Below are 13,925 nucleotides of genomic sequence, written 5' to 3' on the forward strand. Positions count from 1 at the left end.
ACTGCGCCGTGTCACACCCAACATGCGTCCCAGTCAAACTCAAATGATCCCGCAAAAAACCAGACAATAACGTCCGACCCTCTACATCGCCGCTCACGGCCTTACCGTTCACAGTCATGGAGACCTGTGTCATGAATTCCTCCCGGTCAAATGTTTCTCCCTGTGGCCGAGTTAAGCACGGGAGCCATTGTTTGAGAACACAAATCTTGTCGTATTCAATGCGTCAAGCGTCGTGTAACGCTCATGATTTCGTGCATTGGCAAAGCAGGTCAAAATACGCTGGCGTCACGGTTTGCGTTGCGCCCTAGGCTGGGGCCGCGTGGGAATTTCCTTGAGCAATCCACCCACTCCCATCGCCGCGATATCGGCGCCGGTGGTTTCAACCCCGCAGGCCACACGGGACAAAACCCAATCCGCCCCGTTCAAAGCCGGCGAGCGCGCGCAACCCGGCAGTCCGATCACAGGACGCTTACCCAACGACCCCAGAAACAGCAGATTTCCAGGATCAACCGGCATGCCAAACCGATCCACCACCCCTCCGGCTTCACGAATGGCTGACGGGGCCACATCATCCACATCCGAAGTTGCCGAGGCGGTCAGGATCATCAACAGGTCCCCTGGCGTCTGAGCGATTGCCGCAGCGATCTGGCCGCTATCGTGAGGCACGATCTGAACGTCGCTCAGCTCCATCCCCAACAGTTCGACACGCCCTTTTATGGCTGCGATGCCTTTTTCATTCCGTGGGCCACCGGGAATATCAGTGACGATGAGCCCAGCGGTTCTGTGAACCGGTGCAATCAATCGAACCGCGTTTTGTGCGAAGTTTGCGGCGCGCCGAACGTCAGCCTCGGGAACCGCATAAGAGATGATCTTGATCGTTGCGACCATACCCCCATCGCTCATTTGCTGGTGCTGAGGCACGGTGGCGACCGTGATCACCGGGTTGACCCGATTGAACTGTTCCAGCGCGTCGACATCTAGGTTTACGACGCCCGGACCATCAGCCAAAAGGTTCACGCGCCCGGTAAACGCTTCGGTGATCCGCAGATTGGCAGCCTCTGCATCGGGAACCAAAGCGCGCGCCAAAAGACCAGCCGCCTCATCCTCATGGCAATCGCCGGGATCCAGTTGCGCGACGGTGACTTCGGTCAGCCCGGCTTGGGTCAGTCCCGCAATGTGATCATCTGAGAGGGTCAATCCCTTGCGCAGCTTGCGCCCGTTTGCTGAAACTGAATGCGCAAGGATCGTTCCCTTCGCCTGATCAACGGGCAATGGGCCAAACTTCATGCCTTGCCCCGCAGAACAGCCGTCATTTGGGCCAGAATGGCCACTGCAATCTCGGACGGATCAGACGCCCCGATGTCCAGACCAATAGGTCCATGGATCAGATCGATCTGTGTGTCGGTGAACCCGGCAGCTTGCATCCGCGCGACCCGTTTCGCGTGGGTTCGGGTCGAACCGAGCGCGCCAATGTAGAACACATTCGCCTCAAGCGCGGCTTGCAGTGCCGGGTCATCCAGCTTTGGGTCATGGGTCAGCAACACGACGGCGGTACGCGTATCCAATCCCAGCTTGGCAACGGCCTCATCCGGCCAATCCGTGAGAATAGTCTCGCCAGGAAAGCGGGCGTCAGATGCGAAAGCCTCACGCGGGTCGACAATTGCGGGATCATATCCGGCGATCCGAGCCATCGGCACAAGCGCCTGCGCGATGTGAACCGCGCCGACGACGATCAGCCGAAGCGGCGGATTGTGGACGGCAACAAAGGTTTTGCCATCTTCTTCGAAACCCGACCGGTCCATGCGCAAACGGTCGGGATGTTTGTTGCGCCGCAGGGACCGGTGGCCGCTGTCGATATTGACCTCATAGGCCAAGGGCTCGCGCGCTGCCCGCGCGGAGACCAGTTCGGCCAGCATGGGTTCGGGCAAAACCTCGCCCACCGGCTCGACCAAAACCCTGATGGTGCCGCCGCAAGCGAGACCGACGGCAAAGGCGTCCTCGTCGCTGACACCAAATTCCAATAGGCGTGCCTCACCCTCGTCGATAGCTTCCAATGCCTCGACAATCACAGCGCCTTCGACGCAGCCACCCGAGACAGAGCCTTCGATCCGACCATCGCCACCGATGACCAACTGCGCACCGACGCGCCGCGGCGCACTGCCCCAGGTTTCGACAACAGTCGCAAGGGCCGCGCCGCACCCGCTGCGATACCAGTCCAGAGCCGTTTCAGGGCTGTTGTCGAATCTCTGCATCAGAGCCTCCTGCGGTGTATCGCTTCAACATAGTGAGCCATGATACAAAGAAAAGCGTAGGCGTGTTGCTGTGATATCAGATTGATCCTATCTCGCCCGGCTTCTAATCTGTCATCATGCTTGGAATCAAATCCGGCAGACCCCCAGAATTTCAGAACGGAGACACAGAGTTGAAACGCATTCTTACACTCGGCGCCGCAATCGGCATGTTGGCTGCAACCGCAGCCTCTGCGGATACATATGAACGCTACGGTGAGGTCGAAGGCTGGAAAGTCTTCATCGATAATGAGCGTAAATCCTGCCTGATCGAAGCCATTGATGACGCTGAAAATGTGGTCCAGATGGGACTGACCGAAGATCGCGGCGTTGGCTATGTTGGTGTGTTTACCAAAGCCAAGACAAACATCAAACGCGGCGAGAAAGAAGCCGTGGCAATCCTTCTGGGCGACAACCTCTATCTGGGCGAAGCCACGGGCATGAAGGGCAACATCACCAAAGGCTATTCCGGCGGGTATGTCCTGTCTGATGACCCTCAGTTTGCGGAAGACATCGCGAAGAAGCAGGTGATGATCGTTTTCCCCGAAAAGGAGTTCGCCTTCACCGTCGATCTGACCGGCACCTATAAGGCCATGGAAATGGCGCGGGAGTGCAACGCAAAACAACTGGGCTAAATCCTAGCCTGAAAGCGCGGACATAAGCCGCGCTTTCTCACCCATGTCACCGGGCTCCGAGATGACGGTCGCCAAGTCTTCAAGCGAGGCAATGGAGTGACCGGCCCGAAAACTATCGACATGTGGCAGCATCGCTGCCACACCCTGCGCCTTGGGCGCAAAGCCATCCCAGCGCAGCAGCGGATTGAGCCAGATCAGGCGGCGCGCAGACAGGTGCAACCGTTCGGTTTCCTTGGCTAACGCTTCTGCGTCACCCCGATCCAACCCGTCCGAGATCAGCAGGACGACTGCACCCTGCCCCATTACGCGACGCGACCAATCGCGGTTGAACGCGTGCAGGCACTCTCCGATCCGCGTGCCCCCTTCCCAATCCTGCGCCTCGGCCCCCGCAGCGGCCAAAGCGGCATCCACGTCACGTTGGTGCAGATGACGAGTAATGTTGGTGAGCCGAGTTCCGAAGGTAAAGGCATGGACCTTTGCCCAACCCGCCCCCTTGGCGTTCGAGACCGTGTGCAGGAAGTGCAGGATCAACCGGCTGTATTGGCTCATCGACCCAGAGATGTCGCAAAGCACCACCAGATTGGGCCAACGCGGCCGCTGTTTTTGCCGGGCTATTTCGTGGAGTTCACCCCCTTGTCGCATTGCGGCACGCAGGGTTCTGGCCCGATCTATCCGATGACCAACATGACTCGGCTGTCCACGGCGGCTTTCAATAGGTTTAACCGGCAGGCTGAGACGCGCCAAAAGGCGTTTGGCCTGGGCAATCTCTGCCGTGCTCATCTGTTCGAAATCCAGGCTGCGAAGCCTTTCTTCGGAGGATGCAGTTTGTAACGCGTCGATATCGAGCTCGGTCTCGCCCTCATCATTCGTGCTCTCGGGCTGGTCGCGCTCGACCCCATCCAGCAACGCCTCTGCCGCCCGTTTTTCGGCCGCGTCCGCCTTGCGTTCCTCCTGCACCCCACGAATGGCGGGCAGCATCATGGACATCATATGTTCCAGATATCGCGGGTCGCGCCAGTAGAGGCGAAAGACCTGAGCAAAAACGGTGCGATGTTCGGGCCGGTTCACGAAACAGGCGTGCAGGGTCCAATAGAAATCCTGCCTTTGGGTAAAACCGGCAGCCTGTACTGCCCGAATCGCATCCACCACACGCCCCGTCCCGATCGGCAGCCCCGCTTTGCGCAAGGCCCGTGCGAAATGCGTGATGTTCTGAGCCAGCTTCGGGTTGTCGGGGATATCAAGCGGGAGTTGTTCAGCCATTACCGTTCATGGGGGCTCTGCCCCCAAACCCCCGAGGTATTTTTGAACAGAAGAAGCATCAGGCGGGTTCGAGATTGGCTTTGGCCTCGTCCAGAATGCGTTTCGCTTCCGAGCCCTGCAGCTTCTGGATGTCGTCCTGGTATTTCAGGATCGCGCCCAACGTGTCGCCAATCACCTCGGGGCTGAGGTTGATGACGTCCAGAGCCAACAGGCATTTAGCCCAGTCGATCGTTTCGGCCACGCCGGGTTTCTTGAACAGGTCTTCGGTGCGAAGACGCTGAACAAAGGCCACAACCTCGCGACTAAGGGCCGCGGCGGCTTCGGGCGCGCGGGCGTGCAAAATTTCAATCTCACGATCGAAATCAGGGTAGTCGACCCAGTGATACAGGCAACGGCGCTTCAAGGCGTCATGTACCTCGCGGGTTCGGTTCGAGGTGACGATGACGATGGGCGGTTCGGGTGACTTGACAGTGCCGAGTTCCGGGATCGTGACCTGAAAATCGCTGAGTGCCTCGAGAAGGAAGGCCTCGAACGGTTCATCCGTGCGATCCAACTCGTCGATCAGCAAAACCGGCGCGCCGTATTCATCGGGCCTCATCGCTTGCAACAACGGGCGCTCGATCAGGAAATCATCTGAGAAAAGTTCTGTTTGCAGCGCGTTTCGATCTGCACCCCCGGCAGCCTCGGCCGTGCGGATCGCCACCATCTGGGCCGGGAAGTTCCATTCATAGACAGCGGAAGAGGCATCCAGCCCCTCATAGCATTGCAGCCGTATTAACCGTCGGTTCAATCCGGCGGCCAGCGCCTTGGCAATCTCGGTCTTGCCAACCCCAGCTTCGCCTTCCAGAAACAGGGGTCGACCCAGTTTCAGCGATAAAAACACCACGGTCGCCAAAGCACGTCCGCAGACATAACCCTGCTCTCCCAACATGGTCTGAACCGCATCAATCGATTGCATCTTTGACATGGCATCCCTCCGTCCGCCCAAAAGGTCACGCTGGGCGCCGGTCGTCAACCCGGCCCGATATGGTCCCTTAGTCGCATCCGGGCTCTTTTCCACCGGCTCGCGCTATGTTAGCGGGGCGTCATGACCGAAAGCATCACGATCCGCCGCCCCGACGATTGGCATCTGCATCTGCGCGATGGCGCGATGCTGAAGGCCGTCCTGCCCGAAACCGCGCGTCATTTTGGGCGTGCGATCATTATGCCCAACCTAGTACCCCCGGTTGTGACCGGTGCGCTGGCTGCCGCGTATCGGGATCGCATTCTGGCTGTGCTGCCAGAAGGCATGCATTTTGAACCGCTGATGACTCTGTATCTGACCGAGGATACCGACCCGAGCGATCTGGCTGCGGCCCATGCCAGCGGATTGGTCAAGGCTGTGAAGCTTTATCCGGCAGGGGCAACGACCAATTCAGCCTCGGGCGTGCGAGATTTCGACAAGGTTCGCCCGGTGCTTGAGAAAATGGCCGAGATTGGTCTGCCCCTATGTGTGCATGGGGAGGTCACAGACGCCGAGATCGACATCTTCGACCGTGAGGCCGTGTTCATCGACCGCGTTCTTGACCCGATCCGCAAAGCCACGCCGGGCCTGCGTGTGGTGATGGAGCACATCACGACCCGCGATGGCGTTCAGTATGTTGCCGCCAACGACACGGATCTGGGTGCGACGATTACGGCGCATCACCTGATCATCAATCGCAATCACATTCTGGTAGGCGGGATCAAACCGCACTACTACTGCCTTCCGGTTGCCAAGCGCGAAGAACATCGGCTTGAGTTGCTGAAAGCCGCGACATCGGGTGATCCACGTTATTTCCTGGGCACGGACAGTGCACCGCATACGGATGACAACAAGGAAATGGCCTGTGGTTGCGCCGGGTGTTTTACCGCGACCAACACGATGTCACTGGTGGCAGAAATGTTCGACCGTGAAAGTGCCATGGACAAGTTGGAAGGGTTCGTCTCGCTGAACGGACCCGCCTTCTATCGCCTGCCGGTGAACGAGGACACCATCACGTTGGCCAAAGGCCACCCGGTCGAATATCCCAACAAGATCGAAACCGAAGACGGCCCCGTTACGGTGTTCGATCCCGGCTTCCCTCTGCACTGGCGCGTGGTTTAACCCGCCAGTTTTGCAGCCAGATCGCGGGCGCGACCTCCGGTGCGCAGCATCGACCAGATCACGTCTGCCTCATCGGCGCCGATCAGCTTGGACGCTTTGGCGCGCACACGATCCTCTCGATCCGGCAGGGATATCGGGGTTATCAGGTCATGCGTTGCCTCAAGCCGGGCCCCATCGCGGCGCAGCAGGGCCAGATGGGCTTGCGTCTCGGACAAAGCCTCGTCTGCTTCGACCACGATACGGTCCTGCAGCGATTTGACACGCGGGTCCGCGCAGACTTTCTGCGAGTAGCTTCCGGGCAAGGCGGTATCATAGCCAAAGGCCTGCATAGCGATCACCGCGCGGTAGGAGAACTTGGCTTCCAGCCCTGTGGTAGGTGACATCTGGTTGCAGACGCTCATCCAGCGCGGATGCGTTTTGACCTTGATCTCAGCGACTTCGGGTTCGGCGATATCCAGATCACGTGCCGCCTCAAGCGCCGCATGCAATCCATGACAACAGGCGTGGAACTTGTGGCTAACGGATTCGAACAGCCATTCATCTCCGAGACCGTCCAGCGCTGCGGCGTCATTGGCAGCCCCGTGATGGGTGGCACCAAAACCAAACGGGCCCTCCATTGCGTTCTCGTTAGGCTCAAACCCTTTGTGAATCAGAAGCGCAGCCTCGACACCCGCAGCAGAGGCCATCCCAGCATTATAGGGTTTGCCCATCGTCCCGAATTGCGCCTTCAGACCCGCCGCGCGGGTCGCCGTCAGTCCCAGCACCTGCCGCATCTGACCCGCGCTGAACCCCAGAATGCGCCCGACCGCAACCGCTGCCCCAAAGGCCCCTGCTGTGGCCGTTTGATGAAACCCGTTCTGATAGTGACCACGGCCCAGCCACAGCCCGATACGGATTGACGTCTCCATCCCGACCAACGCCGCCTCCAGAAGATCGACCAGGATACGATCATCCCACTCTGACGCGGCCAACGCCGCAGGTAGGACAGCGACCGAAGGATGGCCGATATGGGCAAAATGGGTGTCGTCATAATCCAACGCATGGGACACTGTGCCATTAACCAAAGCCGCAGTACGTAAGGGCGCAGCGCCTCCACCGAACAGATGCGCCTGCGCTGCGCCTTTCTCGTCCATCGCCATGTCGCGGACGATGGTCGCAACGGGCTCATCAATACCGGCCCGACCAACGGCAACCCAATCTAGAACAGAAAGCGATGTGACGATGCGCGCCTGCGCGGTGGTCGTGATGGGGCCTGCGGCAAATGCCGCCAGTGTTGAGGTGAAATCTGACATGAGGCGCAGTCTAGCGTGCGCCAAGCGCGGGTAAAGCCTTAGCTGTAAAGCGAGGCGGCGCGGGCCTCGAACGCACGCACGATGCGCAGCATGGCTTCGTTAAAAACAACACCGATGATGCCTTGCAAGATAGCGTTCTTGAACTCAAAATCCACGTGGAATGAGACATTGCACCCACCTTCGGGCGCGTCCTCAAACTGCCAATCGGATTTCATGTATTTGAACGGGCCATCCAGATACTCGGTATCGATCTTCTTCTGATCCGGATAGAGGGTCACCCGGCTGCCAAATCGTTCACGGAACACCTTGAACGAGATGACCAGATCGGCCTCCATCACTTCAGCCTCGCCCACCGCATAGGTTTTGCGAATACGGGCAGCCGCGCACCAGGGCAGAAACTGCGGATACTGGGCGACATCCGCGACCAGATCATACATCTGTTGGGCGGTGTATGGCAGGTGGCGCGTTTCCGAGTGAATTGGCATGGCATTCAGGCATTATAAGGTGACATTGGCGCGTCATGTCGTATGTTGCGCGCCAAAGATCAAGGGGGCAGCGATGAGCGACCGCGCATATGTGATAGATGAGATGATCTCGGCCAAGGCCATCGCGGCGCGGATCGAGGAGCTATGTCGCGAAATCACCGAAGAGTTTGGCAATACAGACAAGCTGGTTGTGGTTGGCCTGTTGCGCGGTAGTTTCGTGTTCATCGCCGATCTGGTGCGCGAGCTGGACCTACCGATCGAGGTGGATTTCCTTGAGGCCTCGTCTTACGGCGATTCGATGGAGAGTAGTCGGGAAGTTCGCATTCTCAAAGACTTGCGCGGCGCAATTGAAGGGCGTGATGTGCTGGTTGTCGAAGATATCGTCGACACCGGCCATACGCTGAACCACGTCACAAACCTGCTGCGCAGCCGCGAGCCAAATCGCCTGAAATCCATTGCTCTTCTGGATAAACCCAGCCGGCGAGAGGTCGATTTCCGCTCAGACTGGATCGGGTTTGAAATCCCGGATGAATTTGTCGTGGGCTATGGCATCGACTACGCGCAGCGCAATCGCAACCTGCCCTTTATCGGCAAGGTCAGGTTCACCGAAGACGTGTAAGCAGCGGTTTCAGCCCAGAATCTGACGGATCGCGTTCAGGAAGATATCCGTTCCGACCGGGATTAAGGCGTCCGGGAAATCGTAGTCCGGATTGTGGAGTTGCGGGTGATCGCGCCCTGCCCCCAGCCAGAACATCGCCGTTTTCGCACCTTTGCTAAACTGTCCGAAATCCTCAGAAAACCGCTGCGGTTGGTCGGTCAGGTCACAGGTAGTGTTTTGTGCGGCGCATGCATGGGATAAAATATCGACGGCATCCGCATGATTGGTGCAAGCGTCAAAGACATCTTCGTACGTGATCGAGGCGCTAAGCCCGTCGGATCGCGCGATCTTTTGCACCAGCGCTTCGGCGTCTGATACCAGCTTGTCCATGCGTTGATCAGATACCGTGCGTAACGTCACCCACAATTCGGCCTGCCCTGGGGCAACGCCAAATGTTTGCTCTCCTAAACGCGCATGAGTGATAGTCGTAAGCGCGTAGTCCTCGCTTAGGTCGCCACCCGTACCAAGGCCCGTGAGCCCGGGGATCAGGGCTGATACCGCACCCGCCGGGGATACCCCATCCTGAGGCGCTGCGGCATGCGAGGTTTTGCCCGTCAACTCAATCCGCATCCCGCGCGAGGCGCAATTGGCAGGGCCTTTGCACAGCTCGACCCGACCAAGCGAAAGACCCGGCAAGTTGTGCAACGAAAACACATAGTCGGGCGCGACCTCGGCAAAACGCGGATCAGCGCGAAACGCTTTGGCCCCCTGCCCGGTTTCTTCGGCGGGCTGGAAGATCAGGGCAGTACGTCCGCGCAGTGGGCGTTGCTGTTGCAAGGCCAACGCCACGCCCAGAACCATCGCCATATGACCATCGTGACCGCAGAGATGCCCCTTACCCGACACTTGCGACCGATATGGCATGCCCGAAAGCTCCTGTATCGGCAACCCATCCAACTCGCACCGGATCGCAACGCAAGGGCCGCTCTGTCTGCCGTCGAAGATGGCGGCAACGCCATGCCCTCCGAACCCCGTTAGCACCAAGTCTGCGCCTGCGTGCCGCAACTCCTCCGCCATCCGCGCAGCGGTGGCTTGTTCCTGTCCAGACAGTTCGGGTTGTTGGTGCAGTTCGTGGCGCAGCTGCGTGAGCCGCGCCAGATGGTCTGGCGTCACGCCTGCCCCAGCTTTTCTTGCCGGGCGGCGCGCAGGCGGGCGAAATCATCACCGGCATGGTAGGAAGAGCGCGTCAGCGGTGTAGCCGAAACCATCAGGAATCCCTTCCCATAAGCCGCCTTTTCATAGGATTCGAACTCTTCGGGCGTTACGAACCGATCCACCGCGTGATGTTTAGGCGTCGGCTGCAGATACTGCCCGATGGTCAGGAAATCGATGTCGGCTGCGCGCATGTCATCCATGACCTGGGCAACCTGCTGCTTGTCTTCGCCTAACCCAACCATGATGCCGGATTTGGTAAAAATCGACGGGTCCAGTTCTTTTACCCGCTGCAACAAACGCAGAGAATGGAAATACCGCGCACCAGGACGCACCTCGGGATAAAGGCCCGGAACGGTTTCCAGATTGTGGTTGAACACATCCGGTTTCGATTCCACCACGGTCTCCAACACCTCCGGATCACATTTCAGGAAATCCGGCGTCAGAATTTCGATGGTTGTCTTGGGCGAACGATGACGCACCGCGCGAATAGTTTGCGCAAAATGATCTGCACCACCATCCTTTAGGTCATCCCGATCGACAGAGGTGATCACCACGTGGTTTAGACCCAATTTTTCAACTGCATGCGCCACACGGCCTGGTTCGAAAACGTCCAGCGCATCGGGACGCCCGGTGGCGATGTTGCAAAAGGTGCAGCCCCGGGTACAAATCTCACCCATGATCATCATGGTGGCGTGACCCTGGCTCCAGCACTCGCCCACATTGGGGCAGCCGGCCTCTTCGCAGACGGTGACCAGATTATTTTCGCGCATGATCCGATGGGTTTCGGCATAGCCTTTACCACCGGGCGCCTTCACACGAATCCATTTGGGTTTTTTCGGCTGCGCATTGTCCGGACGGTGAGCTTTTTCCGGATGACGTTGTTCTGGGATCTTCAGATCTCGCACGGGCCGCTTTCCTAGCATTGGGTCAACTTTGTGTACCTATAGCATAGTGCACTGAAGCCGGTTACGCCAGCGCTGCATAGCCGCTATGCATGCACATCACGCAAGCGCAGAATAAGACGGGAATCAAAGCAATATCGCTTTGTTTTTTCATTTACTTCCTGTTGCTTAGAGACAACTCGCATACGCAGCATTTCTACGATTGAAGGCCCGGATCAACTGTCTTAATCCCAAGCCAATTCAATATGAATCACAGGAGATCCAGCATGAAATCCGGCGCAAAACTGCCTGATGTCACCTTTCACACCCGCGTCCGGGATGAGGCCGTCGAAGGCCTCAACCCCTACCGCTGGCAGGATGTCACTACAGCGGATTACTTCGCTGGCAAGCGGGTTATCCTGTTCTCGCTGCCCGGTGCGTTTACCCCGACCTGCTCGACCTACCAACTGCCGGGTTTCGAGAAGGGCTATGGCGACTTCATCGCCAAAGGCGTTGATGCCATCTACTGCATGTCGGTCAACGACAGCTTTGTGATGAACAAATGGGCGCAGGATCAGGGGCTGAAAAACGTCAAGGTCATCCCGGACGGGTCCGGTGAATTCACCCGCAAGATGGGCATGCTGGTCGACAAAGACAATCTTGGTTTTGGCATGCGGTCCTGGCGCTATGCAGCGATCATCAATGACGGTGTGGTCGAAGTTTGGTTCGAAGAGCCCGGTCTGATGGATAACTGCCCCGAAGACCCGTATGGGGTTTCCTCGCCCGAGAACCTGATGAGACACTTGGAACAGGCGGCAGAGCCTGAATTGGCCTAAGCCAACTTCAACACCCAAGATCTGGCCTGCCCCTTGGCAGGCCATTTCATGTTCGGGTTGCCGTTACGATCTGTTCACCCACATCGCGGATCACGTGTTCCAGCCTTTCTGCCCAATCAGCCTTGCCGCTCGAGGCACGGTGAACCAGCCCGACAGTGCGTGCAGGCTGAGGGCTGCCAAACCGCAATAGTCGCAGGCCTGGAACGGCCTCAGCCTCCGCATGGGCAGCGAGCTCAGGCATCAGGGTCAAGCCAAACCCCTCGGCCACCAACCGCGACAGCGTCGCCAGGGATGAGGCCCCCATGTTGATCTGCCCGCTGCCCCGGTCCTGACCGCAAACCTCGAGCGCCTGATCGGTCAGGCAATGCCCATCTTCCAGCAGCATCAATTGAGCAGATTGCAGATCAAGCGGGCGCAGCATATCCGGGCTTGCTGATACCTTTTCAAGACGCGCCGCACTGCCTGCCAAAAGGAACTGATCCTGAAACAGAGGTGTTTCCCGGAATTCGGTGCCACCAACCGGCAAGGCCAGCACAGCCGCATCAATCTCTCCCGCGCGCAGCAAGGCCAACAGACGCTCGGTTCTGGCCTCACGTATCTGCACCCGCAGCGAAACATCACCCGAACGCAGACCAGCCAGAACGCCAGGTAAAAGATAAGGTGCAATCGTTGGGATAATGCCAATAGACAAGGACCTGTGCCCGCCCGAATGATCACGCGCAAACTGATCCAACCGATCAGCGGCGCCAAGGATCAGCCGCGCGCGCTCCAGCACATCGCGTCCCAATGGCGTCAGCAGGATATCGCGGGCCTGTCTTTCGAACAGAACACCGCCCATAATCTCTTCCAGCGCCTTGATCTGAACCGATAACGCGGGTTGGGACACATTACAGACCTGAGCCGCACGACCAAAGTTACGCTGTTCGGCGACGGCCTGAAAATACTGCAATTGTCTGAGAGTAAAGCTCATAACACTTGCTTATCAATACTGGGTAATTCCGCAAGGGTTGTATATGACCATTATCCGATCATCTGGTCCCGCTCCGTCTGATCTTCATAGTGGCGTTTCAAGCGCTGCAAGGCGATGCGCAGAACGATCTTGCCGGACCGTGCAGACCAACCCATTCGCTTCTCTGCTGCCTCCAGCCCTTCAAGGTGACAGCAACAGCGCAGGGCCACGTCGCTCAGCCCCGGCCCCAAATCCGACAGAGCCCGCGCGACCCGATCTCGCGCGTCCGAAGATCCACGCCCGCCATGCGATTCACTGTCAAAGCTGCCTCGGTCACCCCCCGTCAGGAACCGATCCCAGTTTTGCGCGACCTGCGGCCCGATCTGTGCCAATTCGAAGTCCTCGCGCAGGCGCTCTCCGGCGCTGACAAGGGTTTCATCCAGAAAGGGTTTGCCATCGCGATCCCGGCGTCGCGCCAGCGCGACCAAGGGGCTTTCAGCGGCACAATAGCGAATCCGGCGCGCCCGATCCGTCTGTGTCGTTGAAGCTTTGGCCTGAAACGGCATCTGAGCCTCCGCCATTCCAAATTCATTCTTGGTGCGGGCCTCGTTCTCTGCTTCTGCCACCAGACGGTTCAGCGCCGCGCGCCCCGATGCCGAAATCCGGTATCGCGAGATGCGACCGGGATTGTCGCAGCTGATCCAATCCTGCAGCGCAAGCGCCTGCGCAATCTTGCAATCAACAACAGCCGTTCGGGTTGCCGCAGCATCGCCGGTATCCCGAACAACAACCGCCTTATCCATATCTTCCGCAACGGCAAGAACCGATCCGGTTTCGCACAGACGACGCAGGATGCGCAGCGCTTCCTGATCAAACTTCTCTGCGTCTTCTGACTCTTGCCCAACCCGGTGATCTTCCGAGATCGAGAAATGCGTTTCGGCCAGCGATTGCAACGCGGCATCCACAAGTGGATCATCCCGACGCATTTCGATACGTCTGATTTGTCGCAGAATAGTTGATGCATGGCACCCCTCGGATCGTGCGATATCTCGTATCGATCGACCGGTCTCGGTATGCGCAAGGTATCGCTGCGCCCCTTCGGGCACCCAAGCCGGTATGGTGAAAGCCATGTAGTTTTCCATATTCATTTGCCCTCGTCGACAAAATTGACTGCCACTTTTCGCCCGCGGAATTTGAGTTAACCAAATCTAACTAGAGGTGCTTTTGTTACTCGTTCGTTAACCCCAACGGTTGCTAACCAGATTTGATTCAAAAAGATAAACAGTCGTGAAACCATCGTTCGGAGGGAACCCAAACCAGGCAACACCCGCTTTGGTTGTGTGACAAACAGGCCAAATCAA

At 58.2% G+C, this 13,925-nt stretch carries 14 protein-coding genes and 1 pseudogene; 4 read left to right on the forward strand and 11 right to left on the reverse strand.

All coding sequences use genetic code 11. The features are described from left to right. The 3 genes and pseudogenes from ACR0JE_RS02660 to ACR0JE_RS02670 all read right to left on the reverse strand — a co-directional run. Window positions 1–133, reverse strand: a pseudogene (locus ACR0JE_RS02660) ((2Fe-2S)-binding protein); the annotation flags it as partial. Between the two features lie 152 nt (window positions 134–285). Continuing rightward, the gene (locus tag ACR0JE_RS02665) at window positions 286–1,287 is read right to left on the reverse strand and encodes a molybdopterin-binding protein (RefSeq protein WP_480862796.1); all 1,002 of its coding nucleotides are present in this window, start codon (window positions 1,285–1,287) and stop codon (window positions 286–288) included. Next, window positions 1,284–2,252 (reverse strand): XdhC family protein, encoded by a 969-nt coding sequence (locus ACR0JE_RS02670; RefSeq protein ID WP_480862798.1) that lies wholly within the window; start codon window positions 2,250–2,252, stop codon window positions 1,284–1,286. Before ACR0JE_RS02670 ends, ACR0JE_RS02665 begins: the two co-directional genes overlap by 4 nt. Before the next feature lie 170 nt (window positions 2,253–2,422). Between ACR0JE_RS02670 and ACR0JE_RS02675 the strand changes: the two genes are divergently transcribed. Continuing rightward, window positions 2,423–2,923, forward strand: a complete 501-nt coding sequence (locus ACR0JE_RS02675) for a hypothetical protein (RefSeq protein WP_353007241.1) — start codon at window positions 2,423–2,425, stop codon at window positions 2,921–2,923. Window positions 2,924–2,926: 3 nt separating this feature from the next. Here ACR0JE_RS02675 and ACR0JE_RS02680 read toward each other — a convergent pair whose 3' ends face one another. Next, complete coding sequence (locus ACR0JE_RS02680) at window positions 2,927–4,183, reverse strand: vWA domain-containing protein (RefSeq protein WP_480862800.1); 1,257 nt, start codon at window positions 4,181–4,183, stop codon at window positions 2,927–2,929. Window positions 4,184–4,241: 58 nt separating this feature from the next. Beyond that, window positions 4,242–5,150: an AAA family ATPase gene (locus tag ACR0JE_RS02685; protein ID WP_480862802.1), complete on the reverse strand. Its 909-nt coding sequence runs from the start codon at window positions 5,148–5,150 to the stop codon at window positions 4,242–4,244. A 120-nt stretch (window positions 5,151–5,270) separates the two neighbouring features. Between ACR0JE_RS02685 and pyrC the strand changes: the two genes are divergently transcribed. After that, window positions 5,271–6,308 (forward strand): dihydroorotase, encoded by a 1,038-nt coding sequence (gene pyrC / locus ACR0JE_RS02690; protein ID WP_480862804.1) that lies wholly within the window; start codon window positions 5,271–5,273, stop codon window positions 6,306–6,308. Here pyrC and ACR0JE_RS02695 read toward each other — a convergent pair. Beyond that, a complete protein-coding gene (locus ACR0JE_RS02695; RefSeq protein WP_480862806.1) occupies window positions 6,305–7,600 on the reverse strand; it encodes an MmgE/PrpD family protein in 1,296 nt (431 codons plus the stop codon). The two genes, pyrC and ACR0JE_RS02695, sit on opposite strands and share 4 nt — an antisense overlap. A gap of 38 nt (window positions 7,601–7,638) precedes the next feature. Then, on the reverse strand, window positions 7,639–8,085 hold the full coding sequence (locus tag ACR0JE_RS02700) for a type II toxin-antitoxin system RatA family toxin (RefSeq protein ID WP_480862808.1): 447 nt from the start codon (window positions 8,083–8,085) through the stop codon (window positions 7,639–7,641). A gap of 73 nt (window positions 8,086–8,158) precedes the next feature. Between ACR0JE_RS02700 and hpt the strand changes: the two genes are divergently transcribed. Then, a complete protein-coding gene (gene hpt, locus ACR0JE_RS02705; protein ID WP_480862810.1) occupies window positions 8,159–8,704 on the forward strand; it encodes a hypoxanthine phosphoribosyltransferase in 546 nt (181 codons plus the stop codon). Between the two features lie 9 nt (window positions 8,705–8,713). Here hpt and ACR0JE_RS02710 read toward each other — a convergent pair whose 3' ends face one another. After that, window positions 8,714–9,856 carry an amidohydrolase gene (locus ACR0JE_RS02710; RefSeq protein ID WP_480862812.1) on the reverse strand — a complete coding sequence of 381 codons (1,143 nt, stop codon included), beginning with the start codon at window positions 9,854–9,856 and terminating at the stop codon, window positions 8,714–8,716. After that, window positions 9,853–10,803: a lipoyl synthase gene (gene lipA / locus ACR0JE_RS02715; RefSeq protein WP_480498046.1), complete on the reverse strand. Its 951-nt coding sequence runs from the start codon at window positions 10,801–10,803 to the stop codon at window positions 9,853–9,855. The genes ACR0JE_RS02710 and lipA overlap by 4 nt, the downstream gene beginning before the upstream one ends. A gap of 263 nt (window positions 10,804–11,066) precedes the next feature. On the opposite strand from lipA, the gene ACR0JE_RS02720 reads away from it, so the two are divergent. Next, entirely contained in the window at window positions 11,067–11,615 is a 549-nt protein-coding gene (locus tag ACR0JE_RS02720) for a redoxin family protein (RefSeq protein ID WP_480862814.1), read from the forward strand. Window positions 11,616–11,661: 46 nt separating this feature from the next. Here ACR0JE_RS02720 and ACR0JE_RS02725 read toward each other — a convergent pair whose 3' ends face one another. Together ACR0JE_RS02725 and ACR0JE_RS02730 are read right to left on the reverse strand one after the other, a co-directional pair. Next, on the reverse strand, window positions 11,662–12,585 hold the full coding sequence (locus tag ACR0JE_RS02725) for a LysR substrate-binding domain-containing protein (RefSeq protein WP_480862816.1): 924 nt from the start codon (window positions 12,583–12,585) through the stop codon (window positions 11,662–11,664). Window positions 12,586–12,635: 50 nt separating this feature from the next. Continuing rightward, on the reverse strand, window positions 12,636–13,706 hold the full coding sequence (locus ACR0JE_RS02730; protein WP_480863222.1) for a DUF6456 domain-containing protein: 1,071 nt from the start codon (window positions 13,704–13,706) through the stop codon (window positions 12,636–12,638). Window positions 13,707–13,925 lie beyond the last annotated feature (219 nt).

It is taken from the genome of Ruegeria sp. H3 (assembly GCF_056533095.1).

What these genes read in the sequence shown, in the direction of transcription:
- ACR0JE_RS02685 (WP_480862802.1), bottom strand. Translation starts at nt 5,150, where the DNA reads ATGTCAAAGATGCAATCGATTGATGCGGTTCAGACCATGTTGGGAGAG.
- ACR0JE_RS02680 (WP_480862800.1), bottom strand. Translation starts at nt 4,183, where the DNA reads ATGGCTGAACAACTCCCGCTTGATATCCCCGACAACCCGAAGCTGGCT.
- hpt (WP_480862810.1), top strand. Translation starts at nt 8,159, where the DNA reads ATGAGCGACCGCGCATATGTGATAGATGAGATGATCTCGGCCAAGGCC.
- ACR0JE_RS02695 (WP_480862806.1), bottom strand. Translation starts at nt 7,600, where the DNA reads ATGTCAGATTTCACCTCAACACTGGCGGCATTTGCCGCAGGCCCCATC.
- ACR0JE_RS02700 (WP_480862808.1), bottom strand. Translation starts at nt 8,085, where the DNA reads ATGCCAATTCACTCGGAAACGCGCCACCTGCCATACACCGCCCAACAG.
- ACR0JE_RS02730 (WP_480863222.1), bottom strand. Translation starts at nt 13,706, where the DNA reads ATGGAAAACTACATGGCTTTCACCATACCGGCTTGGGTGCCCGAAGGG.
- pyrC (WP_480862804.1), top strand. Translation starts at nt 5,271, where the DNA reads ATGACCGAAAGCATCACGATCCGCCGCCCCGACGATTGGCATCTGCAT.
- ACR0JE_RS02725 (WP_480862816.1), bottom strand. Translation starts at nt 12,585, where the DNA reads ATGAGCTTTACTCTCAGACAATTGCAGTATTTTCAGGCCGTCGCCGAA.
- ACR0JE_RS02665 (WP_480862796.1), bottom strand. Translation starts at nt 1,287, where the DNA reads ATGAAGTTTGGCCCATTGCCCGTTGATCAGGCGAAGGGAACGATCCTT.
- ACR0JE_RS02720 (WP_480862814.1), top strand. Translation starts at nt 11,067, where the DNA reads ATGAAATCCGGCGCAAAACTGCCTGATGTCACCTTTCACACCCGCGTC.
- ACR0JE_RS02670 (WP_480862798.1), bottom strand. Translation starts at nt 2,252, where the DNA reads ATGCAGAGATTCGACAACAGCCCTGAAACGGCTCTGGACTGGTATCGC.